This is a genomic window from Streptomyces virginiae (assembly GCF_000720455.1).
Taxonomy (GTDB): Bacteria; Actinomycetota; Actinomycetes; order Streptomycetales; family Streptomycetaceae; genus Streptomyces; species Streptomyces virginiae.
In genome coordinates this window covers 21,578-46,205 of the sequence record NZ_JOAK01000026.1, presented here as the reverse complement: position 1 = coordinate 46,205, position 24,628 = coordinate 21,578, and the positions used below count along the sequence as shown (strand labels likewise).

Annotated in this window: 27 protein-coding genes and 1 pseudogene; 21 read left to right on the top strand and 7 right to left on the bottom strand. The window is 69.7% G+C overall.

What is annotated here, in order from left to right; translation table 11 throughout:
* Window positions 1–8 precede the first annotated feature (8 nt).
* The 11 genes from IG86_RS0129905 to IG86_RS0129855 are packed head-to-tail and all read left to right on the top strand — an operon-like array spanning window position 9 to window position 10,490.
* Entirely contained in the window at window positions 9–3,470 is a 3,462-nt protein-coding gene (locus tag IG86_RS0129905) for a phage tail tape measure protein (protein WP_051785500.1), read from the top strand.
* A gap of 3 nt (window positions 3,471–3,473) precedes the next feature.
* Window positions 3,474–5,705 (top strand): hypothetical protein, encoded by a 2,232-nt coding sequence (locus IG86_RS43220; protein ID WP_030900987.1) that lies wholly within the window; start codon window positions 3,474–3,476, stop codon window positions 5,703–5,705.
* Window positions 5,705–6,805, top strand: a complete 1,101-nt coding sequence (locus IG86_RS0129895) for a DUF5047 domain-containing protein (RefSeq protein ID WP_030900985.1) — start codon at window positions 5,705–5,707, stop codon at window positions 6,803–6,805. Before IG86_RS43220 ends, IG86_RS0129895 begins: the two co-directional genes overlap by 1 nt.
* On the top strand, window positions 6,802–7,404 hold the full coding sequence (locus IG86_RS0129890; protein ID WP_030900983.1) for a hypothetical protein: 603 nt from the start codon (window positions 6,802–6,804) through the stop codon (window positions 7,402–7,404). Before IG86_RS0129895 ends, IG86_RS0129890 begins: the two co-directional genes overlap by 4 nt.
* Before the next feature lie 12 nt (window positions 7,405–7,416).
* Complete coding sequence (locus IG86_RS40255) at window positions 7,417–8,070, top strand: hypothetical protein (protein WP_051785499.1); 654 nt, start codon at window positions 7,417–7,419, stop codon at window positions 8,068–8,070.
* A gap of 55 nt (window positions 8,071–8,125) precedes the next feature.
* Window positions 8,126–8,761, top strand: a complete 636-nt coding sequence (locus IG86_RS0129880; RefSeq protein ID WP_078906079.1) for a peptidoglycan recognition protein family protein — start codon at window positions 8,126–8,128, stop codon at window positions 8,759–8,761.
* A 1-nt stretch (window position 8,762) separates the two neighbouring features.
* Window positions 8,763–9,020, top strand: a complete 258-nt coding sequence (locus tag IG86_RS0129875) for a hypothetical protein (protein WP_030900975.1) — start codon at window positions 8,763–8,765, stop codon at window positions 9,018–9,020.
* Between the two features lie 11 nt (window positions 9,021–9,031).
* Entirely contained in the window at window positions 9,032–9,385 is a 354-nt protein-coding gene (locus tag IG86_RS0129870) for a hypothetical protein (RefSeq protein WP_030900973.1), read from the top strand.
* Window positions 9,386–9,826 carry a hypothetical protein gene (locus IG86_RS0129865; RefSeq protein ID WP_030900971.1) on the top strand — a complete coding sequence of 147 codons (441 nt, stop codon included), beginning with the start codon at window positions 9,386–9,388 and terminating at the stop codon, window positions 9,824–9,826.
* 59 nt (window positions 9,827–9,885) lie between these two features.
* Window positions 9,886–10,185: a hypothetical protein gene (locus IG86_RS0129860; protein ID WP_234434828.1), complete on the top strand. Its 300-nt coding sequence runs from the start codon at window positions 9,886–9,888 to the stop codon at window positions 10,183–10,185.
* Window positions 10,186–10,238: 53 nt separating this feature from the next.
* Window positions 10,239–10,490, top strand: coding sequence for a hypothetical protein (locus IG86_RS0129855; protein WP_030900964.1), 252 nt, complete (start codon window positions 10,239–10,241; stop codon window positions 10,488–10,490).
* A gap of 46 nt (window positions 10,491–10,536) precedes the next feature.
* Here IG86_RS0129855 and IG86_RS0129850 read toward each other — a convergent pair whose 3' ends face one another.
* Window positions 10,537–10,791, bottom strand: coding sequence for a hypothetical protein (locus IG86_RS0129850; protein ID WP_030900962.1), 255 nt, complete (start codon window positions 10,789–10,791; stop codon window positions 10,537–10,539).
* Window positions 10,792–10,932: 141 nt separating this feature from the next.
* Between IG86_RS0129850 and IG86_RS0129845 the strand changes: the two genes are divergently transcribed.
* The 3 genes from IG86_RS0129845 (at window position 10,933) to IG86_RS0129835 (ending at window position 13,165) form a co-directional block, all read left to right on the top strand.
* Entirely contained in the window at window positions 10,933–11,517 is a 585-nt protein-coding gene (locus IG86_RS0129845; protein WP_030900960.1) for a recombinase family protein, read from the top strand.
* Window positions 11,518–11,595: 78 nt separating this feature from the next.
* A complete protein-coding gene (locus tag IG86_RS0129840; protein WP_030900957.1) occupies window positions 11,596–11,985 on the top strand; it encodes a hypothetical protein in 390 nt (129 codons plus the stop codon).
* 409 nt (window positions 11,986–12,394) lie between these two features.
* Window positions 12,395–13,165, top strand: coding sequence for a DUF3800 domain-containing protein (locus IG86_RS0129835; protein ID WP_030900954.1), 771 nt, complete (start codon window positions 12,395–12,397; stop codon window positions 13,163–13,165).
* A 332-nt stretch (window positions 13,166–13,497) separates the two neighbouring features.
* Here IG86_RS0129835 and IG86_RS0129830 read toward each other — a convergent pair whose 3' ends face one another.
* Together IG86_RS0129830 and IG86_RS0129825 are read right to left on the bottom strand one after the other, a co-directional pair.
* Window positions 13,498–13,734 carry a hypothetical protein gene (locus IG86_RS0129830; protein ID WP_030900952.1) on the bottom strand — a complete coding sequence of 79 codons (237 nt, stop codon included), beginning with the start codon at window positions 13,732–13,734 and terminating at the stop codon, window positions 13,498–13,500.
* Between the two features lie 23 nt (window positions 13,735–13,757).
* Window positions 13,758–14,087: a DUF6233 domain-containing protein gene (locus IG86_RS0129825; protein ID WP_030900948.1), complete on the bottom strand. Its 330-nt coding sequence runs from the start codon at window positions 14,085–14,087 to the stop codon at window positions 13,758–13,760.
* A gap of 91 nt (window positions 14,088–14,178) precedes the next feature.
* Between IG86_RS0129825 and IG86_RS0129820 the strand changes: the two genes are divergently transcribed.
* Window positions 14,179–14,598 (top strand): hypothetical protein, encoded by a 420-nt coding sequence (locus IG86_RS0129820; protein WP_030900946.1) that lies wholly within the window; start codon window positions 14,179–14,181, stop codon window positions 14,596–14,598.
* Window positions 14,599–14,733: 135 nt separating this feature from the next.
* On the opposite strand, the gene IG86_RS0129815 is transcribed toward IG86_RS0129820, so the two are convergent.
* The 3 genes from IG86_RS0129815 to IG86_RS0129805 are packed head-to-tail and all read right to left on the bottom strand — an operon-like array spanning window position 14,734 to window position 15,873.
* A complete protein-coding gene (locus IG86_RS0129815; protein WP_244306142.1) occupies window positions 14,734–14,961 on the bottom strand; it encodes a hypothetical protein in 228 nt (75 codons plus the stop codon).
* A gap of 9 nt (window positions 14,962–14,970) precedes the next feature.
* Window positions 14,971–15,117: a hypothetical protein gene (locus tag IG86_RS43755; RefSeq protein WP_167751175.1), complete on the bottom strand. Its 147-nt coding sequence runs from the start codon at window positions 15,115–15,117 to the stop codon at window positions 14,971–14,973.
* A 9-nt stretch (window positions 15,118–15,126) separates the two neighbouring features.
* Window positions 15,127–15,873: a hypothetical protein gene (locus IG86_RS0129805; protein ID WP_338116765.1), complete on the bottom strand. Its 747-nt coding sequence runs from the start codon at window positions 15,871–15,873 to the stop codon at window positions 15,127–15,129.
* A gap of 120 nt (window positions 15,874–15,993) precedes the next feature.
* Here IG86_RS0129805 and IG86_RS0129800 point away from each other — a divergent pair, with 120 nt between their 5' ends.
* Entirely contained in the window at window positions 15,994–16,188 is a 195-nt protein-coding gene (locus tag IG86_RS0129800) for a hypothetical protein (RefSeq protein ID WP_030900937.1), read from the top strand.
* 264 nt (window positions 16,189–16,452) lie between these two features.
* On the opposite strand, the gene IG86_RS0129795 is transcribed toward IG86_RS0129800, so the two are convergent.
* The gene (locus tag IG86_RS0129795) at window positions 16,453–16,683 is read right to left on the bottom strand and encodes a helix-turn-helix transcriptional regulator (RefSeq protein WP_030900934.1); all 231 of its coding nucleotides are present in this window, start codon (window positions 16,681–16,683) and stop codon (window positions 16,453–16,455) included.
* A 382-nt stretch (window positions 16,684–17,065) separates the two neighbouring features.
* On the opposite strand from IG86_RS0129795, the pseudogene IG86_RS44715 reads away from it, so the two are divergent.
* The 5 genes and pseudogenes from IG86_RS44715 to IG86_RS0129775 all read left to right on the top strand — a co-directional run.
* A pseudogene (locus tag IG86_RS44715) lies at window positions 17,066–17,140 on the top strand (chorismate mutase); the annotation flags it as partial.
* A gap of 32 nt (window positions 17,141–17,172) precedes the next feature.
* Window positions 17,173–19,683, top strand: coding sequence for an aminopeptidase N (pepN, locus tag IG86_RS0129790; protein WP_078848239.1), 2,511 nt, complete (start codon window positions 17,173–17,175; stop codon window positions 19,681–19,683).
* Window positions 19,684–20,202: 519 nt separating this feature from the next.
* Entirely contained in the window at window positions 20,203–21,585 is a 1,383-nt protein-coding gene (locus IG86_RS0129785) for a pyridoxal phosphate-dependent decarboxylase family protein (RefSeq protein ID WP_030900930.1), read from the top strand.
* A complete protein-coding gene (locus tag IG86_RS0129780; protein ID WP_030824799.1) occupies window positions 21,582–22,991 on the top strand; it encodes a lysine N(6)-hydroxylase/L-ornithine N(5)-oxygenase family protein in 1,410 nt (469 codons plus the stop codon). Before IG86_RS0129785 ends, IG86_RS0129780 begins: the two co-directional genes overlap by 4 nt.
* Window positions 22,992–23,097: 106 nt before the next feature.
* Window positions 23,098–24,573: a hypothetical protein gene (locus tag IG86_RS0129775; RefSeq protein ID WP_030900928.1), complete on the top strand. Its 1,476-nt coding sequence runs from the start codon at window positions 23,098–23,100 to the stop codon at window positions 24,571–24,573.
* Window positions 24,574–24,628 lie beyond the last annotated feature (55 nt).

Genomic DNA, 24,628 nt, shown 5'->3' with positions numbered 1-24,628 from the left:
GTGGCCTGATGCCCAACGTCGGCTACGCAACGATCCAGATCATCCCCTCCGTCCGCGGCATCGCCGACGAACTGCGCAGCCAGCTCGTCGGCCCGTCGGAGGACGCCGGCGCCGATGCTGGACAGGCCGCAGGCGGAACCCTCAAGGAGAAGCTCCTCATCGGCGCGGCCGCGGCCGGGGCCGCTGCTGGCGCGATCCTCGTCGCCGGCATCACCGAGGCGATCGAGCAGGCCGGCATCACCTCCACCCTGCAGGCACAGCTTGGCGCGACCGCCAAGGATGCCGGGAAGTACGGCGAGGTCGCCGGCAGCCTATACAGCAAGGGCCTGGTAGAGACCTTCCAGGAAGGCGCCGACGCCATCCGCGCAGTGGTCAACGCCGGCCTCGTGTCGCCGGATGCCACGAACGCTCAGCTGGAATCCCTCTCCGCCAAGATGTCCGACGTCGCGACGACGTTCGCGGTCGACATGTCGCTGCAGACGCAGGCCGTCGCGGCCATGTTCAAGAACGGGCTGGCGCCGTCAGCCGAGGACGCACTCGACCTGATCACGGTCGGCTTCCAGAAGCTGGGTCCGAACGCCGAAGACCTCCTGGAGACCTTCCAGGAGTACTCGATCCAGTTCAAGAAGCTGGGCATCGACGGCGAGGAAGCGCTCGGCCTGTTCCAGCAGGGCATCAAAGCGGGCGCCCGAGACACCGACATCATCGCGGACGCCTTCAAGGAATTCGGCATCCGCGCGATCGACATGAGTCAGTCGTCGCAGGACGCCTACAAGGCGCTCGAACTGGACGCCGAGAAGATGTCCCTGCAGATCGCCAAGGGCGGCGAGACCGCGGGTGAGGGACTGCAGATCGTTCTGGACAAGCTGCGCTCCATGAAGGACCCGGTCGAGCAGAATGCCGCCGCTGTCGGCCTGTTCGGGACGCAGGCCGAGGACCTCGGCAACGCCCTTTTCGCCCTTGACCCGAACGCTGCGATCGACGGGATGGGCCTGATCACGGGCGCCACCGCCAAGCTCGGGGAGACGATTCACTCGGGCCCGGTCCACGAATTCGAGGTCTTCTACCGGAGCCTCAAGCAGAACTTCGTGGACTTCCTCACGGGCGAAGCCCTGCCCGTCATTCTGCAAGTGGCGCACGGGCTCAACACGTATCTGCTGCCGCCGCTCACCACGCTCACCACAACGATCGTCGGCCCGCTCGTCTCCGCCTTCAAGCTCCTGCTGGGGGCCGGCCTGGCGGTGGTCGACTGGTTGCGCGAGTGGGGTGTGTGGCTGACTCCGGTCGCCATCCTCATTGGCGGTGTCACCATCGCTCTCAACGCGCAGGCCATTGCGACGGCCGCGGTTACCGCCGTGTTCTCCGTGTACCGAGCGGCGATCCTCCTCGGCACCGCGGTGACGCAGGGCTTTGCGGCAGCGCAGGCGGTCCTCAACGCAGTGATGGCGCTAAACCCGATCACCCTCATCGTGATCGCGCTCGTTGCCCTGGCGGCCGCCATCGTCATCGCCTACAAGCGCTCGGAGACTTTCCGCGCCATCGTCCAGGCAGCCTGGGCGGGCATCCAGACCGCGGTGAAGTACGCCTGGGAATCGATCATCAAGCCTGCCTTCGAGGGCTTCATGATCGGCCTCAAGGCGGTCGGTGCCGCAGCTCTCTGGCTGTGGGAGAACGCCCTCAAGCCCGCCCTCGGCTGGATCTGGGAGGCGATCAAGTTCGTCGCGACGGGGATCCTCGTCGTCTTCGTCGGCCCCACCATCGTCGCCATCAAGGTCCTCGGCGCCGTCTTCGGATGGCTGTGGGATGCGGCCATCAAGCCTGCCTTCGACGCCATCGCTACCGGAGCCCTGTGGCTGTGGACGAATGGCCTTAAGCCGGCGTTTGACCTCATCGTCGCCGGCATCCACCTGGTGGGCGCAGGAGCCATGTGGTTGTGGACCAACGCCATCAAGCCGGCCTGGGACGCGATCGCACTGGGCGCCATGTGGTTGTACAACAACGGCATCAAGCCGACGTTCACGAACATCGTCGCTGGCGTCCACCTCGTCGCCGACGCGGCGATGTGGCTCTGGCAGAACGCCATTAAGCCCGCCTGGGACGGCATCGGTACCGCCATCAAGTGGGTGTGGAGCAACGCGATCAAGCCTGCCTTCGACAGCGTCTCCAAGGGGATCGGCTACGTCCGTGATTCCTTCGAGACCGGGGTCAGCGGCATCGGCAAGATCTGGGACGGCCTGAAGGACATCACCCGCAAGCCCGTCCAGTTCATCATCGACACCGTCTACAACAACGGCATCCGCAAGGTCTGGAACATGATCGCCGAGTTCACCGGCTCCAAGACGCTGGGCGTGGCGACCTTCGCTACGGGCGGCTCGGTGTTCGGCGCTGGCACCGCGACCTCCGACTCCATCCCCGCGCTCCTCTCCAACGGCGAGCACGTGTGGACCGCGGCCGAGGTCCGCGGCGCAGGCGGCCACGCCGCGGTCGAAGCGCTCCGAGCGCAAGCCGCGCGAGGCGGCTCCGCCTTCGCCAGGGGTGGCGCTGTGGGAATCCCCCGGTACGCCGACGGCGGCGTCGTGGACTGGCTGTCCGGGAAGGCCCGCCAGATTGGCGGCGCCCTCATGGACGGCATCGAGTTCATGACCAGCCCGAGCAAGGCTTGGGACACGGCGACGAAGTTCATCCGCGACCAGATCGGCTCCAACCTCACGGGCTCGCAATGGGCGCAAGCCCTCAGTCAGTTCCCAATCAAGATGCTGCAGGCACTGAAGGACAAGGTCGTCGCGGCAGCCGAAGGTCTCATCGGAGGATCTGCAAGCGGCTCAGTCGCCGCAGCGATGGGCTTCGCCCGCTCGCAGGCCGGCAAGCCCTACCAGTGGGGCGGCGCGGGCGACCCGTCATGGGACTGCTCCGGCTTCATGTCCGGAATCCAGAAGGTCATCCAGGGCCTCGCCCCTGGCGGCCGCCTCTGGAGCACGTTCTCCTTCCAGGGGGACACGGCCCCGGCCGGCTGGAAGCGCAACCTGCAAAGCCCGTTCATGATCGGCATCACCAACGATGGCGTCGGCCACACGGCAGGCACCCTCGCTGGCATGAACGTCGAGTCCCGTGGTGGCGATGGGGTCGTCGTGGGCGCCCGCGCACGCGGCTACAACTCGCCGCTCTTCCACGACCGGTACGGCTTCGTGCCCGCCCTCCGGAAGTACGACAGCGGTGGCTGGCTCCAGCCAGGAGTCACTACCGCGGTCAATGCGACGGGGCGGCCTGAGGCCATCCTCACCGCGCCCCAGTGGCGCCTCGCCGAGAACGCCCTGGCGAACGCCGCCCAGGGCATTCAGCCGGGCGACACCCTGACGCTCCGCGTAGGCGAGCACGAGTTCGACGCCTACGTGGACACGCGTGCGGATGCCCGCGTGGTTGGCGGCATGCGGCAGCTGCGGCAGACAACCCAGCCTGGACGAAGGGGGTAGGCGGTGGCGATCCCCGGGAACATGTTGTCGCAGGTCACGGAGACGGTCGACCCGAACACCACGGGCTGGGCCGCGAAGATGAACTGCAGCATCAGCAAGGGCACCGGCGGCAGGTCGGGGGACGGGACTCTGCGCCTGTCCTCGACCGCCGCCGGTGAGATGCAGGCCCGCACGACCGGCTTCTACCCGGTGGCGAGCGGGCAGGAGTATCAGGCTTTCGCGGACGCGTCCGGGGCTACGGTCCCGGAGCGCATCGGCCTGCGCTGGATGAACTCCTTCAACGCCGAGATCAGCATCACGTGGTCGCTGACCACGGCTACCGCCTCGGCGACATGGCACCGCATCAGCGTGTCCGGCACGCCGCCTCTCGGTACCGCGTGGGTGCAGGTGGTGGTGTCGGCAACCCCGGCCGCCGGATCGGTCGTCAACCATTTCGAGAACGTCTACCTGGGCGTTCCGATGCGCACCACCGGCAACCTGCTGTCGGCGGATGCCGAGAACATCGAGCACGCCACCCTGAAGTGGGTGGCGGAGACGAACTGCTCGGTGGCCCGGCAGGCGCCGATGGTGTCGTGGCCGGTCGACTACTACCTGGCCGGCGGGCATGTGCTGGCGCTGACGGTCACCGCGAACGGCAACGCCGCGGCGAAGGTCACGGAGAAGCCGGCCGCGACCGCAGGCGTCGAGTACATCGGCCGCTGCTATCTCAGTCCGCCCACGTCCGGGTCGACGGTCTGGGTGGAGCTCCGGTTCTACACGGCCGCAGACGTCCTGCTGACCTCGACAAGGTCGAATTTGGCGGCTCCGGGAACCGGCTATTACGAGCAGCGAGTCTCGGCGGTCGCGCCAGCCACTACCGCTTACGCGACGCTCGCCGTAGGCATCACCTCAGGTACCGCGGCCCAGGTCATGCGGATCGACACCGCGGTCATCGCGACCGCCCCGGTCATCCGCGAGGGCAGCATCATCCCCTACGCCGACGCCTCGTTCGAGAAGGACGTTGCAGGCTGGACCGTCACGAGCGGCGTCGCGACCCTGGCCCGATCGACGCCGTGGGGAACCTATGGTGTCGACGGCGCCTACGCCCTCACCGTGTCCTCGGCGACGGCCACGGCCAGCACCATTCGCAGTGCCCGCTTCCCGGCAGGTGCCGCGGCGGGGAAGAGCTTCCGGCTGCAGCTGTACACGAACGTCAGCGCGGGCGGGTGGACAATCCAGCGGCACATCCGTTGGTACGACGCTGCGAACAACTCGCTAGGCCTCACCTCGTCGACTTCGGCAGCGGCGCCGACCCCGGACTGGTGGGTGCTCACCCACAGCGGGACGGCGCCGGCACTCGCGACGCAGGCCGCGGTGGAGCTGACTCTGACGGCGACGGCCACCTCCTCGGCGCTGCGGATCGACGCGGTGCAGGTGTGGGAGGCGCTGCCGCAGATCGAGGTCGACGGCGACGATCCGACCGCGGTCGTCACGTTGACGCTGCGGGAGCTGACGGTCGGCTACCTGCTGACGGTGTGGCGTGTCACCGCAGACGGATCCCGGACTCTGGTCCGCGGCCCGTCCGGACTCATCCAGAGCGAGGCGATCACCGCGGACCAGGCCATCATCGAGGACGCAGAGGCGCCTCTCGGGGTGCCGGTGACGTACTACGTGGAGATCGCGGCCAGCGTCGGCGCGACCCCGGAGACCCGCACCAGCGACAGCGTGACCCTCGCTGCCGGCGACAACCAGTACGCGTGGCTGAAAGATCCGGGCCGCCCGGACCGGAACATGCAGGTCATGATGGCCGAGCCTCCGTCGTGGACGCGGCCGGTCACGCAGGCCGAGTTCAGGGTCCGGCACCGCCGCAACCCGGTCGTCCTCAGCGACGTCCGCAGTGGCCTTGAGGGAACCCTCGTCGTATTCACCCAGACCGACGCAGAACGGGAGGCCCTGCACCGGCTCCTCGACTCCGGGTCGGTGCTGCTGTGGCAGGCCGCCCCCGGCCACGGCGTCGACGACATGTACGTCGCCGTCAGCGCTGCCACGGAGGAGCGAAAGGGGCTGGCCACCGACGAGTGGCGGACCTGGCAGCTGCCCGTCAAGCAGGTCGACATGCCGGTCACGGTCGGCGTCGCCAGCTCCGCAGGCCGCACATGGCAGGACGTCCTCACCGAGAACGCCACCTGGGCCGAGGTGCTGTCCAAGTACGCGACCTGGGAGGACGTGTTCCTGGACCGGAAGATCGGAGCCTGATGTACGCCGTCTCGGACCGCTTCCTGCAGGCCATCGCCGAGTCACATGATGTAGTCACCGAGGTGGTCCTCATCCGTACCGACGGCGGCGAGGAAACGCTGGACATCACCGGCGGCAGCGTCTCGGTGGACCGCAACAGGTCCGTGCGACGGACCTGCACGGTCACGGTGGCCGACCCCACGCTGATCCCGCGGACCGCCGCCGACAAGGTCAGCATCTACGGGGCCCGCCTCCGAATCAGCCGCGGCGTCCAATACAGCGACGGCTCCCGGGAGGTCGTACCGCTCGGCACATTCCGCGTTGACGACGTAGACGGCGATGTCGATGTAGGCCCCGCCACCATCACCGGCAACGGCCTCGAGATCGTTGTCGCCGACGACCGGTTCAGCACGCCGTACCGGGCGACGGGCACAGCGGTCAGCGCCATCACCGCACTGATCCAGCGGTCCATCCCCACGGCGTCTGTCGTGGTCGGCTCGCTGGTCGACACCGCGATCGGCGCCCGCACCTGGGACGTCGGAGGCGATCCCTGGGCAGCTGTCCAGGAACTGGCTTCCGTCATCGGTGCCGAGGCCTACGTCGACGGCAACGCGTCCTTCGTGCTGGAAGAGCTCCCCGACGTCCTGACGACCCAGCCGGTCTGGACGGTGTCGGCCGCCGAGGGCGGCACCTACGTGCAGGCGTCACGGGGCATGAGCAGCGAGGGCGTGTACAACGGGGTCCTGGGCCGCGGCGAGAACAGCGAGGCCGGCGTCGCCCCGTTCCAGGTGCTGGTCGTCGACTCCGACCCGGGCAGCCCCACCTACTGGGATGGCCCCTACGGCCATCGGCTGGACCCCACCCCGGTCACCTCGCCAGCGATCCTCACGTCGCTGCAAGCGACCTTGGCGGCGACACTGCGGCTGCGGCAAGCGCAAGCCGCGAACGCGTCCGCGGAGCTCACCACCCTCCCCAACCCGGCACTGGAGACAGGCGACGTCCTCCGCGTCATCTACGAGGACGGCACCGCCGAACTTCACCAGGTCGCTGCGTTCCCCGTCCCGCTCGACGTAGGCGGAGCCTTCCAGATCCGCACGATTTCGGCGAAGGAGGACACGTGAGCTCCGTCCAGCAGGCAGCGGCAGACCTCGCCGATGTCCTCTACGCCCAAGTTCGGCAGGCCTCTGACCAGGACCCCAGCATCCGGGGCGCGGACTGGCGGCTGGCTACGGTCACGTCGATCCAGACGACGGGAACGGTCACGACGACCGACGGGATTGTGGCCCGCCGTACCGACCTGTACGTCACCCCGGTGGTCGGGGACACGATCATCCTGACGGTGTCCGGTATGGGGAACTGGCTTGCCCTCGGCCGTGTCGCGCCGGTGACCACCGCGGGCACCTGGCAGGCGCTCACCTACAACGGCAGCTGGTCTGCTTGGGGGGCGCCGCACTATTCGCCGGCCTACCGCATCAACGGCGACGGCACCGTCTCCCTGTCCGGCCTGGCCAAGGCGCCCGGCTCGACGACGGGCACCTCGACCATCGCGACGCTGCCGACCGCGGCCCGGCCCGCGCAGAAGGCCCGGTTCTCAACGATCGTCAACCCGGGTGTCAATGGCGCCCTCGACGTCAACACCGACGGCACGATCCAGATCACCGACTACAGCGGCACCGCGATCTGGGCCACCCTCGACGGCGCCACATTCCGCCTCACGTAGAAAGGGGTGCATGTGAGCACCACAGACGCCTACGGGCAGGGCATCCAGGTCGCGGCGCTCACGGATGCCCCGAACGCCCAGGTGCTGGCCCAGGGCCTCGCCGCGGCAGTGGGCCAGAGCAATATGCGGTTCACGAACGCTGCCGCCCGCGCGGCCGCGCTCACCAGCCCGGTCGCCGGCATGCGGGCCTGGCTCGCCACCGAGAAGCTTTGGACGTACTACGACGGCAGCGCCTGGATCGTGGAGTCCTTCTCCGCGTTCGTGTACGCCGCCTCCACCCAGTCGATCCCACACAACACGGCGACGACGATCAACCTCAGCAACGCCATCCTCGACGACACCTCCGGGCTGAACGTGCCCGGCAAGTACTGGGCCACGCCTGTCGCCGGCAAGTACAAGCTGACGGCGATGGTGTCGTGGGTCGCGTCCGGCGGTGGCGGCTGGCGCACGATGTGGCTCAACGACAACGGCAGCCAGATCCCCGGCTCCCAGGGCGGCGCGGTCGGTTCCTCCGTCGGCACGCTTCAGGAGCGCTCCTGCATCGCCAACCTTGCGGCCGGCCGGCAGATCACCATGTCCGCCCTGCAACAGTCCGGCAGCTCCCTCAACACGGACACCCCCGCCGGCATGGCCGCGTCCATCCAGATCGAGTTCCTGCACACCTGACCCACACCAGCCCCGGACCGCACTGGCCGGGACTTCCTCATGTCCTGGAGGCCTCATGGCCTGGTATCCCGAAGCCCGCAAGATGGAGCTCCAGCCGGAGAGCGACACTCAGCAGGCCATTCGGCCAACGCAGTTCATCATGCACTCCATCGCCGCACCATGGACGAAGGAGCGGACCTTCGAGTACTGGCGAGACAGCACCAACCTCGAATCCCACTTCGGGCAGTCCTACGACGGCACCATCGCCCAGTACATCGGGACCGAAACGCGGGCCGACGCCAACTACAGGGCGAACCGGCGAGCCGACGGCACGGGCGCGGTCAGCATCGAGACGGCGTCCAACCTGAATCACAGCGACCCGTGGACCGCCGCGCAGGTCGAGGGGCTCATCCAGCTCGGCGTCTGGCTGCACAAGACCCACGGGATCCCGCTGCGGGTCTGCCGCACCGCCTCGGATCCCGGGTTCGGCTACCACCGGCTGCACGCCGACTGGGCGCTCGGCGGCACCGACTGTCCCGGAGATGCGCGCGTCACCCAGTTCAAGGACACGATCTTCCCGTCGATCGTTGCGCGCGCCCAGGGCAAGCCGGCGCCGACGCAGCCGCCCACGGGACCCGTCACGCCGCCGCCCACCCCTGTTCCCGCGCCCCGGTACCGCCGGCCGCGCGCCTACCGAGCGATCGGACTCTGAGATGACGACTCCTCCCACCACCCCGCCCGCCCCGACGTTCACCAAGCCGGCCGGCCTGATCCTCGTCAAGGGGCAGGCCGCGCAGGGCGACGGCAAGGCCGTCTTCGGGATCTGGCCCACGGGCTTCACCCGCCGGATCACCGCCGCCGAGTACACGCTCTGGGGCGCCCCCGAGATCGACTACTGGATCCCCGGGGACGCGGACGGCGACGCCCAGTACAACCAGCTCTTCGCCTACGACGCTGCCCTCCGGGGCTGAGAGGAACACCCGTGATCTTCAAGCGTGAACCGGCGCTCTGGCTCGGCCTGATCGCCATCGTCGTGAAGCTCCTGGCAGCGTTCGGTATGGACGTATCCGCCGAGCAGCAGGCCGTCATCAACGCTGTCGCCGCAGCCCTCGTCGGCCTGATCCTCGCCGTAATGGCGGGCGACGCCATCGGCGCCGCGGTCCTCGGCTTCGCCCAGGCCGCCCTCGCGCTCGCCGTCGGCTTCGGCCTCGACTGGTCCGCCGAGCAGCAGGCCGTCGTCCTCGCCGCCGCGGCCGCGGTCGTCGCCATGTTCGACCGGACGCAGATCACCGCCCCGGCCCCGGCCACCGCGGTCGCCCCGGTCCGGAGCGTGTAGGTGAAGTGCCGTGCGGTCCGGCGGCTACGTAAGCAGCTGGGCCGCCGCGGCCACTTCCTCCTCATCCTGGGCCTGGGCAAGACCTGCTGGGGCGCCGGCATGATTGTCGACCCGCCCCAGTCCGCCGGCCTTGGCCTCCTCACCCGCAACGCCCCGCTCCACTGCTGGGCATGGCTGTGGGTCATCGCCGGCCTCATCACCACTCTCTCGGCCTTCCTGAAGGTCGGCCGAGACCGATTCGGATTCATCGCTGCTCTGGTTCCGCCGGCCGTGTGGGCGATCTCCTATCTCGCCGCTGTCATCAGTGGCGACTACTCACGCGGCGCCTGGGTCGCCGTCTGGTACCTCACCTCCCACGTGGGGGTGATCATGTGGGCCGCGACGGTGCCCGAGCACTCAGTGCCCAACGCTCCGCGCGCCCGGAGAGCTGAGGGCGGATGACAGGCGTCTGGGCAGCAGTAGTGACGGTGACGGCGGCCGTCCTCACATGCATCGGAGCGGTGTACACGGCACGGTCCTCACGGGCTGCCGCAGCCGCGACCGCACGCGCCACGGAAGTAGCGGCCGTCGTCCAGAGCGAACCGGCACAGCGGGCCGCCGACCTGCAGGCGTTCCGGGAGATCAGGGAGAAGCAGACGGCCGACCTGGCGGAGACCCGCGAGGAAGTCCGGTCGCTCCGCTCGCTGGTCCGCGCGTTCGTCTTCTACGTCGGAGACCTCACGACCCAGATGCGCCAGGCCGGGATCGAGCCGCCAGCGCCCCCGGACCGGATCAACGACTACAACCGAACTGGAGTGTGATGAGCGACGAAGCGCCGGCCCCTCGGCCAGCACCACCCCGACGCCAGCCCCTCATGGCCGACGTCGAAACGCTCGTCGACATGGGCCTCATCGAAGAACAACCCCAACCGCCGCCCGAGGAACCACCCGAGCCGCCAGTCGAGGAGCAGGCCAACACAGTCGCACTCGACGAGGCCCTCGCCGGAGCCGGCATCCAGCCTGAGCCGGCTGACGCCGCGGCGATCGCGGAGCTCGCCAAGCTCGACCCCGCCCTCGTCGAAGCCATCACGCGGTGGGTCCAGCCCGCCCCGGTCGAGGAGAAGTAGAAGCCCCCACCGCTTCGGCGGTGGGGGCGTTTTGCTGTGCGCGGAGTCAGGAAGCCTGACGGCTTGCGAGGGCTGCCGCAGTCTCGGTGAAGCCGAAGGCGGCCAAGTCCTCGACGGCGCTGTCGCCGGTGAGGGACTTCGCTAGGTAGTGGTCGAAGACCACGATCATCTGGCGGAGGAGGGCTCCCTCTCCGTGAGGGTCGTCGGGAGTGGACTCGGCGGCATTGAGCCGAGCGAGGTAGTCCAGGGGCAGGCCGCTCCGCGCGGCCATTTCCCGAACCTTTTCCATGTCGTGGGCCAATGCCGCTCCTTGATCACTGAATGACGGCTAACCACCGTCTGTCGTCATCTCGTCAACGAGCCTATCGTCGCAGGACGTTGGTGTCGACAACTCGTGTCGAGATTCAATGACGGGTAACCTCTCGGGCGGTAGAGTCGTCACATGGACTTCGGATACGCACGCGTCTCCACCACCGACCAGAACCCCGACCATCAGATCGACGCCCTGCTTCGCGCCGGCGTCCACCGCGACAACATCCACATCGACTACTTCAGCGGCTCCAAGGCCTCCCGCCCCGAGTTCGACATCCTCATGAAGCGCCTCCGCGAGGGCGACACCCTCAAGGCGACGCGCCTGGACCGGATCTCCCGCTCCCTTCTCCACCTCGTCACGCTCGGCGAAGAGCTGCAGCAGCGGAACGTGGGGCTGCACATCATCGAGCAGAGCATCGACTCGTCCACACCTGAGGGTCGGGCCATGTTCGGCATGCTGGGCGTGATGGCACAGTTCCAACGGGAGCTCATTCACGCGAACACCATGGACGGGCTCGCCGCGGCGCGCGCCCGCGGCCGCGTCGGCGGCCGGAAGCCAAAGCTGAGCGAGCAGCAGGCGAGGCTCGCGCAGGAGCTGTACGACAAGCGCGAGAGGACCGTGCAGGAGATCGCCGACCTGTTCGGCGTGCCGCGCACCACCGTGTACGGCCACCTCGATCGGTCCACCGACAACGCCCGTAAGGCCAGCAAGTAGGCAGTCGTTATGCGCTGGTCTACCGCAGCGGGCGCTCGCGATGTTGAATGGGCGCCCGTCGGCAGAGAGGAAGAACAGATGCCTCGCCGGAAGAAGTCGCCCCTGCCCACCTTCGTGCCGTGGGGCGATGGTGACGTGATCAGCTTGCGGCATCATGACCACGACCTGAAGATCGGCCGTATCGAGCTGCTCGCCTACGACGGAGCGCAGAGGTGGCGGCTCTCCTGGAAGGCCGACTACCTCCCCGCCACGTGGCACGACGACGCGCAAGCAGCCGCCAAGGCCGCGAGCGACACCTACGCGGCCTTCCTGTTGGCTGAGCGTGAAGCGCATCGCGACTCCTACGAGGAGTGGGAGTACCAGGACCGGTTCACTCGCCGTCAGGCCAGCGCCGTTGCTCGGGCCGTCCGGGTTCCGATGGGCGGCCAGCGTGGATGGACGCCGGCGCCGAACGGTGACCCCGCCTGACCCCCGCCCGTTGTCGGCGCCCCGTGCCACACCTGGCATAGACGCGAATGCACATCTGCCACTAGAGGTCTTCACCGTCAGGGACGGGTACTGACCGGCGCACGGTGAGCACTGCCTAGCCCCCGCCTTCGAGCGGGGGCTTCTTCGTGCTCCTAGGCCACGGCACGGCGTATAGATGCGCGTGGATGCCGCCGATCGGGTGTAATTTACCGTCACCGGTCGTGCGCATGGGCGCGTCGGCCGCAGAGGGCCTTATGCCCCCGGCGGGCTGGACCCCGCCGAGGGGGAGAACCAAAGGAGTGCAGTCTCCCGTGGTACGTACTTACCGTAGCGTGCGCCGCTGCGCTCGTGCCGTCCGATGACGGACCCGTTTAATGTCCGGTTCCTCCACCCGAGTTCCTTGCCCCGGGTGAACGTCTACGTCGACGAGACCGGAGACCGCGGCTACGGAAAGCAGTCCTCGGCTTTCTTCGCCATGACGGCACTCATCGTGCCGGAAGAGGAAGACTGGAACGTGCGCGCAACCGCGGGCGGCCTCCGCGCACTGATCCACCAGAGCCGGCCCCAGGACGTTTCGCGGCCGCTGCACTGGGTTGACCACTTCAAGAAGAAGCATCCCGAGCGCCGCCGCAATGCGGCCCGGATGCTGGCAGTAATGCCCTCGGCGAAGGTCGTCCACGTGATCGTCCCCAAGGACGGCACGCGCCAGTTCGCCGGCATGACGAACGGTGTCCGGTTCTACAACTACACGACGCGCCTACTCCTCGAGCGGGTGGCTTACGCGGCCAAGGGCTGGGAGGGCGGCCCCCGTTCGGCCGTCGTTCGGCTGGGCGCCGTGAAGGGCATGGACCACAGCGACACACTCAACTACCTGACCTACGTGAAGCAGGGGTTTGTCGCCACCTATGGGGTTCCCTGGAGTCACATCAAGTGGCCACCCAAATGGCACGGCACCGAGTGGGACGGCATCCAGCTGGCAGACATCCACGCTGGCCTGCTGAACGCTGCGCTGTCGGGCTCCCCGAACGACGACGACTGTGCCGAGAATCTCCTGCTGTGCAAGCACCAGCTGTACCGCAAGACCTCCGGCGGTTCGCTGCTCGGCTACGGCGTCAAGGTGGTGGGCGACCCCGCCTACGTCACCTGCCGCAGCTGGTGGAAGAAGTGGTGTGTGGCCTGACGCAGGAAGTCCCCAGGAGGGCTCCGGGGGCCACTGCCACCTCTGTGGGTGGAGGATCCAGTTGCCTGGCTCCGGCTGATCCCGGCAGCCCACCTGGGGACTCCCAAAGCGCTATCACTTACCCGCAGGCTACCTGAAACTTCAGGTAAGTGCTGCAGTGGGGTAGCAGGCTTTGCCCATCATTCACACCGATTGAGGATGCGAATAGGCGGGGAGATTTCCCACGTCATATGCCTATCGCTGCCGGACGCTGAGGTCTACGGTGCTCCCACCGGACCCCCCGGGGCCGGCGTCCCTCCCGGTCCTCCCCACGGGAGGGCTGCCGCGCGCGCTCAGCCCTCGTCGGCCTCGGCATAGACGTGCGGCTGGCCGCCTTGCCATGCGATGACCTCGGAGTCGCCGAGGACCAGGTCGTCGGGGTCGGGGATGTCGATGCGCCGCAGGAACTCGATCAGGTCCCGGTCGGAGTGGGCGACGCCGAGGACGGTGTCGATGCCGCGGACCCGGATCACGACCCGCCGGCCACCCGACGGGGAGATCCGGTGCACGAGGATCGGCGCATGCTCCATACCCCCAGCGTGCGGGCGCGCGGTCAGTCCAGCACGCCGAGCACAGTGTCCGGCCGGCAGTGGGTGCAGGCTTCAACGCCGTTGACGAGGGCCCGGCGGGCGACGTCGCGGTCGGCGGGATGACAGCGGGACCGGGTGTCCCAGCAGTCGCCGCCGTGGACGCGGACGGGGGTTCGGCCGATGCCGATGCCGTACTCGACGAGCCAGTCCGGGACGGGCGGCGGCTCGCGGTGAACGTCGACGGCGGCTTGCTGTTCGGCTGCGGCTATCTGCTGCCGGACCCGGTCGAGGCTCAGGGCGAGCCACGTCTCCAGGGTGCGGAGGCGGGGCAGGTCGGGCGGCAGATCGGACACATGTTCGAGTCTACGCGGTTGACGCATACCTTGACGCCGCATACCCCGCACCGGTACCCATACCTACACAAACCAACCCGAGGGGGATTTCATGACCGACACCCTGCCCCACGACGCCTATATGGACGAAGTCGCCCACCAGCTCGCCGCCTACGGCATCGAACCGGGCGCCTGCTGGACCGAGACCCCCGATGGCGAACAGCTCGACGCCGTCTTCCGCGACTGGCCCGCCGGCATCGTCGCCGAGGAGCACTGGCCGCACGGCGTCTACCTGGGATGGGACCAGCGCAACGGCTGGCTCCTCATCGAGGACGGAGGCAGCCGAAACACCTGGCCACTGTCCGAGAACTCCGGCACCTACTCCCGCCCCCGCCAGATCGCCGCCGACACGCATGCACGCCTCACCCACGGCATGGATGGCTATACCCCCGGACCGATCTGCGCGACTGGCCCCCTCTGGGACGACCGGATCGCGGCGGCAGCTGTCGCAGCGTGGGAGCAAGCCGGGTAATTCTGTGGCGCCTCGTTGTCAGTGCCCGCCGCTAGCCTGTTCGTATCCCATTCACGGGTTGAGGCGGGCTGCCTCGCTGCACGATCCCGCCCCACCGGACCCCACGGGGACAGCGCCCGGCGGGGCGGAGGTCTGTCAAGCCTCAGGTTCCGGATGCCTCACGGCCTTCTTCACCGCAGCCTCGACCTTGTTCCGCGGCTCGCCGATCTCCTTCGCGTACTCGGTCACCGCTTTCTGCACCTCGCCGGCCCGGTCCCGCCAGACAGCCCACGCCTCCGGGGACGGGTCGGCACGGACGGCCTCATGCGCCTCGTCGGAGGCACGCTGGAGCTCGATCAATTCGTCAGGGGGTTCGATAGCCACGGCCGGATTCTAGGCCGCCAGCTCCTGCTCGGCGCGTACCGCCTCAGCCCACTCCACGACGAGCCGGTGATAGCGGTCGACGTCCTCAGCCGCCAGCGAGCCACCCGCCCACAACTCGCGGATCTCAGCGTTCACGACCTCAGCGGACCGGATCATGCCCCGATCCTACGAGCCGCCACCGACATCCGGAACCGGCCGGCCAGCAGCCCACAACGTCTCGGCATGCTGGGCAAACCGGTCGAACAGCCCGTCGGGCTGGAGCCGGCGCAGCTGCAGGAGCGGCGACTCGTGGCCCAGCTGGTCCGCGATGTGCGGCGTGACGAGCGCCTCGTCATCGAACCGGAACACCGACAGCGAGATATGCCCCTCCGAGAAGCGGGCCTCCAGCCCCGGCAGCTGGCCCAGCTTCCGCAGCTGGTCCAGCGTGATCCGGATCCGCGTTGACACCGTCAACGGGACGTCCTCGACCGCCTCTCGCCGGCGGGTCACCTCCGACTCCGGGTCGCCCAGCAGGAACCGGATGCGGCAGCCGGCCTCCGCCTTCGCCCGCAGCCGTTCGGCGGCCCGCGGCTGCTCCTGCCACAGGAAGTACGACGTGTAGCCGGCGAACACGATGTCCCGATGGGCGCCGTCCAGCAGCGACGACCACACCGTCGGCGGGCAGGCGTTCCGGTACGGGTACGCGGCCAGGATCTCCCGGTCGGCGCCCGTCTTTATGGCGGCCCTTACGGCGCGCGGCCACAGCATTCCCGGATCCACTCCCAGCACCTCAGCGACCGCGGCCCGTCTCGGCGAGTGCGGCGTCCGCGACGGCGGATCCACCCACCGGTCGACGGTCTTCACGTCCACGCCGACGATACGGGCCAGCTCCGTCCGGGTCACGCCGCGGCGGGCCATGGCGTCCCGGAGCATGGCGTTCACGAGCGGCCTCTGCGGGCGTGTGCGGGCATGCGGTGACGCTACCGGGAATGTGTCCCAGGCGTCCCAGAAAGGCGGGTGGAAGCGTCCCGGCCGGCAGGGCAGAGTACGGGCATGAGCGACACCCTTCCTCCTCTCCCGCCGGTCGGTGATCTGTCGACGGAGCAGGTCCGCGGTGCGGCGTGCGTGTACTGCGGGATCCATCTTGGCGTCGGCCCGGCCATCGACCTCGGCGAGCAGCCGGCGGCCGTCGCCGACATGGCGGTGCGCTGGTTCCCGCGGGCCTGCCACGGCTGCGGCACTCCATGACCCCCGCTCCTCCTGGTGCGGCGGCGCTAGGGGGAGCGGGAACCGGCCACAGGTTCGATCCCGGAATGGTTGACTCCGGACCTACTCGCTCGTAAGTTCGAGCGCGACAGGGGTGAACCACTGGGACAGGACTGGCAAAAGTGACACATTCGCACGGGGTGTGAACGCAGTGTATAGATAAATGCGCCACGCACCCTTCCCGGAGCGGCATATGCCAGGCAGGATGAGGGGCGTTCCTCGTGGCCGAAACAGGGCATGAGGGGACTACGGCATGAGGTCCCGCGCCGGGAGGCGTAGGGCTCGGGCGAGGCGCAGAATCAAGCTGAACTTGGGGTCGGTCTTGCCGGCCTCAGTGTCTTGCAGGGTGGTGCGGTGAATGCCCGCGAGCTCCGCAAGCTGGTCTTGCGTGAGGTCCGCCTCGCGCCGGGCGTCGCGAATGCGGTCGCCGAATCTGATGCGGGCTTCGAGGATCCATGGGGGCGTTGCGGGTTGCACCCACTAGACGCTCATACTTCAAGATCGTCTTGTCTGCAGGATACATCCTGCTTTTTGTGATCAAGGTTGGCCGACCGTCGCGGACGCCAACCCAAGAGCGCGTCGGGGGTCGGACATCGGTGGCCCTTTGGTCGGCATCCTGACGCCGAGCGGCTCCTCGCCTTCAGGTAGGCGAGGAGCCGCTCATCATGCTGGCGACCTGGTGAAAGGATGCGACCCCCGTAGGAGATATTTAGGGGACGGCGCCTCGTACCAGGAGTGGTCTGAGAGTGTCCTAAGAGTGACCTCAGAATGCATGCGGCCGGGTGGCAAGCTGCAGCCCTAGGCCTGTGAGCTGCGGGGACGCTGCTCGATCGCTGTTCAGTGCGGGTGCAACAGGGGCGCCGAGAAGCTCCTCAACTTCATCATCGCCGAGGTCATCCGCCACCACGAGACGATCGCCGCCGGCGAAGAGTAGACACTCGGGGTCCGGCCGCCCACTGCGGCAGCATGGGCCCCATGTCCGCACTGACGCGCAACGAAGCGCAGCTCCGAGCCCAGCTCCTCGACGTCCACGACTACACCGTCGGCCTCGACCTCACCACCGGCGACGACACCTTCGACTCCACCACCACCATCCGGTTCACCGCCCGCTCCGCCGGCGACACCTTCGTGGAGCTGAAGCCCGAAGAACTGCGCTCCGCCACCCTCGACGGCCACCCCCTCGACCCGGCGGCCCTCGACGACAACCGCCTCCCGCTCGCCCTCACACCGGGCGACCACGAGCTGCGCGTCCACGCCCGCATGCGCTACTCCCGCACCGGCGAGGGCCTGCACCGCTTCACCGACCCCGCCGACGGCGAGACCTACGTCTACAGCCAGATGTTCCTCGACGACGTCCAGCGCGTCCTGGCCGCCTTCGACCAGCCCGACCTCAAGGCCGTATTCCAGTTCACGGTGACCGTCCCCGCGCACTGGACCGTCCTCGCCAACGGCGTCACCACCCGCCTCGCCGACCGCGACACCGACGGGGCCGGCATCTGGCAGTCCGCCCCCACACCCGTCATCTCCACCTACCTCGCCGCCGTCGCCGCGGGCCCCTGGCACAGCGTGACCACCGAACACGCCGGACTGCCCTTCGGCATCCACTGCCGCCAGTCCCTCGCGCCCCACATGGACGCCGACGCCGACGAGATCCTCTCCATCACCAAGGCCTGCTTCGACCGCTACCAGGTCAAGTTCACCGAGCCCTACCCCTTCGACTCCTACGACCAGGCCTTCGTCCCCGAATTCAACGCCGGCGCCATGGAGAACCCCGGCCTCGTCACCTTCCGCGACGAATTCATCTACCGCTCCGCCGTCACCGACACCGAACGCCAGTCCCGCGCCATGGTCATCGCCCACGAGATGGCCCACATGTGGTTCGGCGACCTCGTCACCCTCGCCTGGTTCGACGACATCTGGCTCAACGAGTCCTTCGCCGAATACATGGGCTACCAGACCCTCACCGAAGCCACCCGCTTCACCGACACCTGGACCGACTTCGGCGTCACCCGCAAACCCTGGGGCTACGACGCCGACCAGCGCCCCTCCACCCACCCCGTCGCCCCCGAGGACGTCCCCGACACCGCCTCCGCACTCCTCAACTTCGACGGCATCTCCTACGCCAAGGGCGCCTCCGCCCTGCGCCAACTCGTCGCCTGGCTCGGCGAGAAGGACTTCCTGGCCGGCATCAACACCCACTTCGCCCGCCACAAGTTCGCCAACGCCTCCCTCGCCGACTTCATCGACTCCCTCGCCGCCCACACCGAACGGGACGTCCGCGGCTGGGCCGACGCATGGCTGCGCACCACCGGCATCGACACCCTCACCCCGCGCATCGAGGACCCCGAAGACACCAACGGCTGGACCCTCACCGTCGACCGCGACGGCAGCCGCCCCCACCACATCGCCGTCGGCGTCTACGACCGCGACCCCGTCGACGGCCGCATCCTCGAACTGCGCGAACTCCTCGACCTCGACGTCCCCTCCGACGAGGTCATCTCGGCCGGCGGCACCCGCCCCGCACTGCTCCTCCTCAACGACGCCGACCTCACCTACGCCAAGATCCGCCTCGACGAAACCTCCCTCGAAACGGTCCTGCGCGGCCTCTCGGGCATCCCCGAGGCCCTCACCCGCGCCGTCGTCTGGAACTGCCTGCGCGACATGGTCCGCGACGGCGAACTCGCACCGCAGGACTACCTGGCCACCGCCGAAGCGCACCTGCCCGCCGAACACGACCTCGCCGTCGTCCAGGGCGTCCTCGCCTTCGCCCGCACCGAGATCGCCGTCCGCTACCTCGCCCCCGAGGACCGCACGGCCGCACTCGTCACCCTCTCCACCATCGCCCGCGACCTCCTGCGCCGCACCGAGGACGGCTCGGAGCCCGGCATGCGGCTGACCGCCGTACGCACCCTCGTGGGCAGCGCCACCCAGCCCGACACCATCGCCGCCTGGCTCGCCGACGACACCGTCCCCGGCGGCCCCGCCCTCGACCCCGAACTGCGCTGGCGCATCCTCGGCCGTCTCGCCGTCCTCGGCGCCGTCGGCGAGACCGACATCGACGCCGCCCTCGCCGCCGACCCCAGCGCCACCGGCGAGGAAGGCGCCGCCCGCTGCCGCGCCGCCCTGCCCACCCCCGAGGCCAAGGCCGCGGCCTGGAACCGCCTCTTCAACGACGACAGCCTGTCCAACTACCTCTTCAGCGCCACCGCCCAGGGCTTCTGGCAGCCCGAACAGAGCGACCTCACCGCCGAGTACGTGACCCGCTACTACCCCGACGCGGTCGCCCTCGGCGCCCGCCGCGGCCCCGCCATCGGCGAAGCCGCCGGCCGCTACGCCTTCCCGGCCTACGCCGTCGACGAGGCCAACCTCAAGGCGGGCCAGGCCTGCCTCGCCGACCCCGACATCATCCCGCTCCTGCGCCGCAAGCTCGTCGACCAACTGGACGACCTGTCCCGCGCCATCCGCGTCCGCGGTTAGCCCTGCGGGCGGCTCGGCGGAAGGGGGCCGGTGCCGGGTCCGGGGCCGGTCCGGGATGTCGTCCGGGACTGCATGATTTATGGCGCCCTGGCGGGAACGGCCCGCAGAGCGAATCACGCGCCGACAAATCACGTTCTATGTCCCGGACAACACCCCGGCCCACCCCCGGCCCACCCCCGGCCCGACCCCGGCGGGCGGGTCCGGCTCGCGAGGCCGGTGACGGGGGCGGGGTGGGGTGCCGCGGGACGTAGAACGTGATTCGTTGGCGCGGCAGGAGCCTCTACGGGCCGGTCCGCTTCAGGCGCCGTAAATCATGCAGTCCCGGACGGCACCCCACCCCGGCCCGGCCCCGGCACCGGCCCACCCGCACCGCCGATTCGGACAAACCCCGGCGGTTACCCCATTCGGGTCTGAGTCGTTGTACTGGCCGGGTGCCCCTACCGCACCCCGGCGAGCCCCCGGAGGTCCTGTGAAGCGCCGCACGGCACACCGCACCCCGGCGAGCCCCCGGAGGTCCCGTTGACAGGGCCGTACGGCGACGCGCTCGCCGGCGGAGCCCACGGCCCCCACGCGCTGCGCCCCCTCCTCGACACCGTCCTCGACGCCCTCCACACCGGCGCCACCGAACGCGGCGGCCCCCTCCCCGCCGGCGGACCCGACGCCGTCACCGCCCGCGTCAGAGCCGCACTGGGCGACGTACTGCCCGACCACGGAGCCGGCGACCACGAAGCCCTGCGCACCCTGGTCCACGCCCTCGCCGCCGGCGCCGCAGACCCCGCCCACCCCCTCTGCGCCGCCCACCTGCACTGCCCGCCGCTCGCCGTCGCCGCCGCCGCGGACCTCGCCGCCAGCGCCCTCAACCCCTCCCTCGACTCCTGGGACCAGGCCCCCGCCGCCTCCACCCTCGAAGCCGAACTCACCCGCACCCTCGCCGCCGAGTTCTTCGACACCCCCCACCCCGACGCCCTCGTCACCACCGGCGGCACCGAAGCCAACCAACTCGCCCTGCTCCTCGCCCGCGAACGCCACGGCCCCCGCCTCACCGTCCTGCACGGAGCCAACGCGCACCACTCCGTCCCGCGCGCCGCCTGGCTCCTCGGTCTGCCCCCGGCCACCGAACTCCCCACGCCCACCGGCGTCCTCGACCCCACCCGCCTCGCCGACTCCCTCGCCGCCACCCCCGGCCCCACCCTCGTCACCGCCACCGCCGGCACCACCGACGCCGGACTCATCGACCCCCTCCCCGCCCTCGCCGACCTCTGCGACCAGCACGGCGCCGACCTCCACATCGACGCCGCCTACGGCGGCCTCCTCGCCCTCAGCCCCCGCCACCGGCACAAACTCGCAGGCCTGGGCCGCGCCCACTCCCTCACCATCGACCTGCACAAACTCGGCTGGCAGCCCGTCGCCGCAGGACTCCTCACCGTCCCCGACACCGCGCTCCTCGCCCCCCTCGCCCACCAGGCCGACTACCTCAACGCCACCGACGACACCGAAGCCGGACTCCCCGACCTCCTCGGCCGCTCCCTGCGCACCACCCGCCGCCCCGACGCCCTCAAGATCGCCGCAACGCTGCGCTCACTCGGCCGCGACGGCCTCATCCGCCTCATCGACCGCACCTGCGAACTCGCACACCACCTCGCCCAGCGCCTCGACGCCCACCCCGGTTTCGAACTCCACTCGGCACCGACCATCAGCACCGTCCTCTTCCGGCCCACCCACGCCAGCGACGACGAACTCGCCACCCAGCGCCGCGCCCTCCTCCACCAAGGCCGCGCCGTCCTCGGCCGCACCCACGCCGACGGCCGCCTGTGGCTCAAAGCCACCCTGCTCAACCCGCACACCACGGCGGGAGACCTGGACACCCTCATCGCCCACCTGGAAGGCAGCACCCACCGATGACCGCCCAGCTCGATGCACCCCACGACCTCGTCGGAATCGGCATCGGACCGTCCAACCTGTCCCTCGCCGCCCTCGCCCACGGCCTCCCCCACCAAGGAGCGGGCGAACTCGCCACCGTCTTCTACGAGCAGCGCCGCGACTTCCGCTGGCACCCCGGACTCCTCATCGAAGGCGCCACCCTCCAAGTCCCCTTCCTCGCCGACCTCGTCACCCTCGCCGACCCCGCCAGCCCCTGGAGCTTCCTCAGCTACCTCAAGCACAAGGAACGGCTCTACCCCTTCTACTTCGCCGAGCAGTTCCACATCCACCGCGCCGAATACGACGCCTACTGCCGCTGGGTCGCCGGCCGCGTCCCCGGCCTGCACTTCGGCCACCAGGTCGACGCCGTCCGCTGGAACCCCGAACGCGACCTCTTCGAAGTCGACTTCACCCAACTCGACCCCGCGGGCGAGGCCGAGGCCCTCGGCCGCACCTACACCCGCAACCTCGCCCTCGGCATCGGCACCGCCCCCCACATCCCCGAACCCCTGCGCCCCCTCGCCGAAGCCCCCACCGTGCCCGTCATCCACTCGGCCGACTACCTCGACAACAGGCAGCGCATCCTCGGCGCCGAACACGTCACCGTCATCGGCTCGGGCCAGTCCGGTGCCGAAGTCTTCCTCGATCTGCTCCGCGCCCGCCCCACCGGCCGCGAACGCCTCACCTGGCTCGCCCGCACTCCCTCCTTCGCCCCCATGGAGTACTCGAAACTCGGCCTCGAACACTTCACCCCCGACTACACCCGCTACTTCCACTCCCTCCCCGAACCCGTACGCGACCACCTCGTCCCCGCCCAATGGCAACTCCACAAGGGCATCGACACCGCCACCATCGCCGCCATCCACGACGAGCTCTACCGCCGCACCCTCGACGGCGGCTGGCCCGACGCCGTCCTCACCCCCGGGGTCACCGTCCGCACCGCCGGACGCGTCGCCACCACCAAGGTCGAACTCCACCTCGAACACGCCGAACAAGGCGCCCGCTCCCGCCTCACCACCGACGCCGTCGTCCTCGCCACCGGCTACAAGGAACGACCACTCACCCGCCTCCTCGCAGGCCTCGACCCCTACCTGCGCAAGGACTCCTCCGGCCGCCCCCGCATCGACGACCGCTACCGGATGGTCCTCGACCCCTCCGTCACCGGCAGCATCTTCGTCCAGAACGGCGAACGCCACACCCACGGCGTCGGCGCCCCCGACCTGGGCCTCGCCGCCTGGCGCAGCGCCGCCATCCTCAACACGCTCACCGGCAAAGAGGCCTACCCCCAGCCCCCGCGCACCGCCTTCACCACCTTCGGCCTCGAACAGCGCGAACACACCCGCCCCCGCCCGGCCGGCGAACTCCTCCCGCTCGTCGAACACCCGTAGGAGGCGCCACGCCGGTCACGCCGGGCCGATCGACGGGACACCCCCTGGGACCCCTCCGGCGGCCCCCTCGGCCGACCGCACCTGACCTGCGGCTATCGTCGCCGTCATGCAGCGAACCAGTGCCGACGGGGTCACCGTCCTGTGGCAGGCCGCCCCCGCCCCGGGCCCCCTCACCGCGGTCCTCTCGTTCGGCACCGGGCTGCGGGACGAAACCGCCCCCACCCTCGGCGTCACCCGCCTCGTCGAAGCCCTCGTGACGACGCAGCTCGGCAGGCGGCCCCACGAGTTCACCAGCACTGTCGAGGAGGAGGCGACCCACTTCGCAGTCAAGGGAACCCACCCGGAGGTCACCGGCTTCCTCCACGCCGTCTGCAGCGCCCTCCGTGACCTGCCGACGCAGTACATGGAACACGCCACCCGCCTCCTCGGCATCCAGCCACCCCGCACCTGCGACCACCGCGGCGCCGAACCCCTCAGCGCCCGCTACGGCCCCCACGCCCTCGGCCTCGTCGCGCACCACGACCCCGACATGTACGCCCGGCTCACGCCCGACGCCGTCCGCACCCACGCCGCCGCCCTCTTCACCCGCGGCAACGCCGTCCTCGCCCTCGACGGACCGCCGCCCGCCGGACTCACCCTCCCGCTGCCCGACGGCCCCCGCCCCGACCGCACCGCCCCCCGTATCCGTGCCGGGGTACCCGGGACCTGGCAGCACCGCCTGGTCGACACCGTCTCCCTCCTGCTGACCTCCCGCGCCCACGAACCCGCCGCCGTCGCCGCCTGCCACGTCCTGAGCCACCGCGTCGAGCACCTCGCACACGACACGCTCGGCTTCACCGACGGCGTCACCCTCCACCGGTTCCTCCGCGACCGCCTCACCCTCGACCGCGTCCTCGCCGTCCACCCCGCCGACGGCCACGCCGGACAAGCCGCCGAAATCCTCTGGCACGAAGCCCTGGACCTCGCCCGGCGAGGCCCCACCCGGCACGAACTCGACACCTTCACCGCGCACGCACGCCCCGAACCCGACGACGGCCAGGTCCTCTGGAACTCCCTCCGGCGCGCAGTCGAAGCGGAACACTTCGGCATCCCGTACCACGACGCCGGCACGCTCGCCGCGAGCTGCGCCACCGTCACCCCGCACGACGTCGGCGCCTACCTGGAACGCGCCCTCACCGACGCCGTCCTCGTCGTCCCGGCCCAGGTCTTCCCCCGCCTCAAAGCCCTCCACGGCAAGCGCCTGCCCAATTCCGACTGCTGGCGCCCGTACGGACAGCACGCCCCCACCCCCGGCACCCGCTTGCGCATGCACCGCTTCCGCCGCGCCCTCACCCCCCGCCACGAGCACGGCGAATACGTCCTCACCGAGTGGGGCCTGGTCGTCCGCGACGCCCACCGCGACGAACACGACATCCGCTTCGACGACATCGCCCTCATGCACCAAGACGGCCCCGGCCGCATCGTCCTCACCGGCTGCGGCTGCCACCTGCACGTCCACCCCGACCAGGTCGCACGCGGCGAACGCCTCATCGCCCTCCTCGACGCCGCCGTCCCCGCACACCTCGTCCACACCGACGCCTGAGAACACGCGCGGGGCCGGTGTCCGCCGCCGCGGACACCGGCCCCGTCACGAGTGG

Excerpts from the sequence above, each read along its gene's own strand:
- pepN (WP_078848239.1), top strand. The coding sequence starts at position 17,173 with ATGGGCCCCATGTCCGCACTGACGCGCAACGAAGCGCAGCTCCGAGCC.
- IG86_RS0129905 (WP_051785500.1), top strand. The coding sequence starts at position 9 with ATGCCCAACGTCGGCTACGCAACGATCCAGATCATCCCCTCCGTCCGC.
- IG86_RS0129880 (WP_078906079.1), top strand. The coding sequence starts at position 8,126 with ATGGCCTGGTATCCCGAAGCCCGCAAGATGGAGCTCCAGCCGGAGAGC.
- IG86_RS0129780 (WP_030824799.1), top strand. The coding sequence starts at position 21,582 with ATGACCGCCCAGCTCGATGCACCCCACGACCTCGTCGGAATCGGCATC.
- IG86_RS0129820 (WP_030900946.1), top strand. The coding sequence starts at position 14,179 with ATGACCGACACCCTGCCCCACGACGCCTATATGGACGAAGTCGCCCAC.
- IG86_RS0129875 (WP_030900975.1), top strand. The coding sequence starts at position 8,763 with ATGACGACTCCTCCCACCACCCCGCCCGCCCCGACGTTCACCAAGCCG.
- IG86_RS0129800 (WP_030900937.1), top strand. The coding sequence starts at position 15,994 with ATGAGCGACACCCTTCCTCCTCTCCCGCCGGTCGGTGATCTGTCGACG.
- IG86_RS43755 (WP_167751175.1), bottom strand. The coding sequence starts at position 15,117 with ATGATCCGGTCCGCTGAGGTCGTGAACGCTGAGATCCGCGAGTTGTGG.
- IG86_RS0129805 (WP_338116765.1), bottom strand. The coding sequence starts at position 15,873 with ATGCTCCGGGACGCCATGGCCCGCCGCGGCGTGACCCGGACGGAGCTG.
- IG86_RS0129840 (WP_030900957.1), top strand. The coding sequence starts at position 11,596 with ATGCCTCGCCGGAAGAAGTCGCCCCTGCCCACCTTCGTGCCGTGGGGC.
- IG86_RS0129895 (WP_030900985.1), top strand. The coding sequence starts at position 5,705 with ATGTACGCCGTCTCGGACCGCTTCCTGCAGGCCATCGCCGAGTCACAT.
- IG86_RS0129845 (WP_030900960.1), top strand. The coding sequence starts at position 10,933 with ATGGACTTCGGATACGCACGCGTCTCCACCACCGACCAGAACCCCGAC.
- IG86_RS0129830 (WP_030900952.1), bottom strand. The coding sequence starts at position 13,734 with ATGGAGCATGCGCCGATCCTCGTGCACCGGATCTCCCCGTCGGGTGGC.
- IG86_RS0129775 (WP_030900928.1), top strand. The coding sequence starts at position 23,098 with ATGCAGCGAACCAGTGCCGACGGGGTCACCGTCCTGTGGCAGGCCGCC.
- IG86_RS0129855 (WP_030900964.1), top strand. The coding sequence starts at position 10,239 with ATGGCCGACGTCGAAACGCTCGTCGACATGGGCCTCATCGAAGAACAA.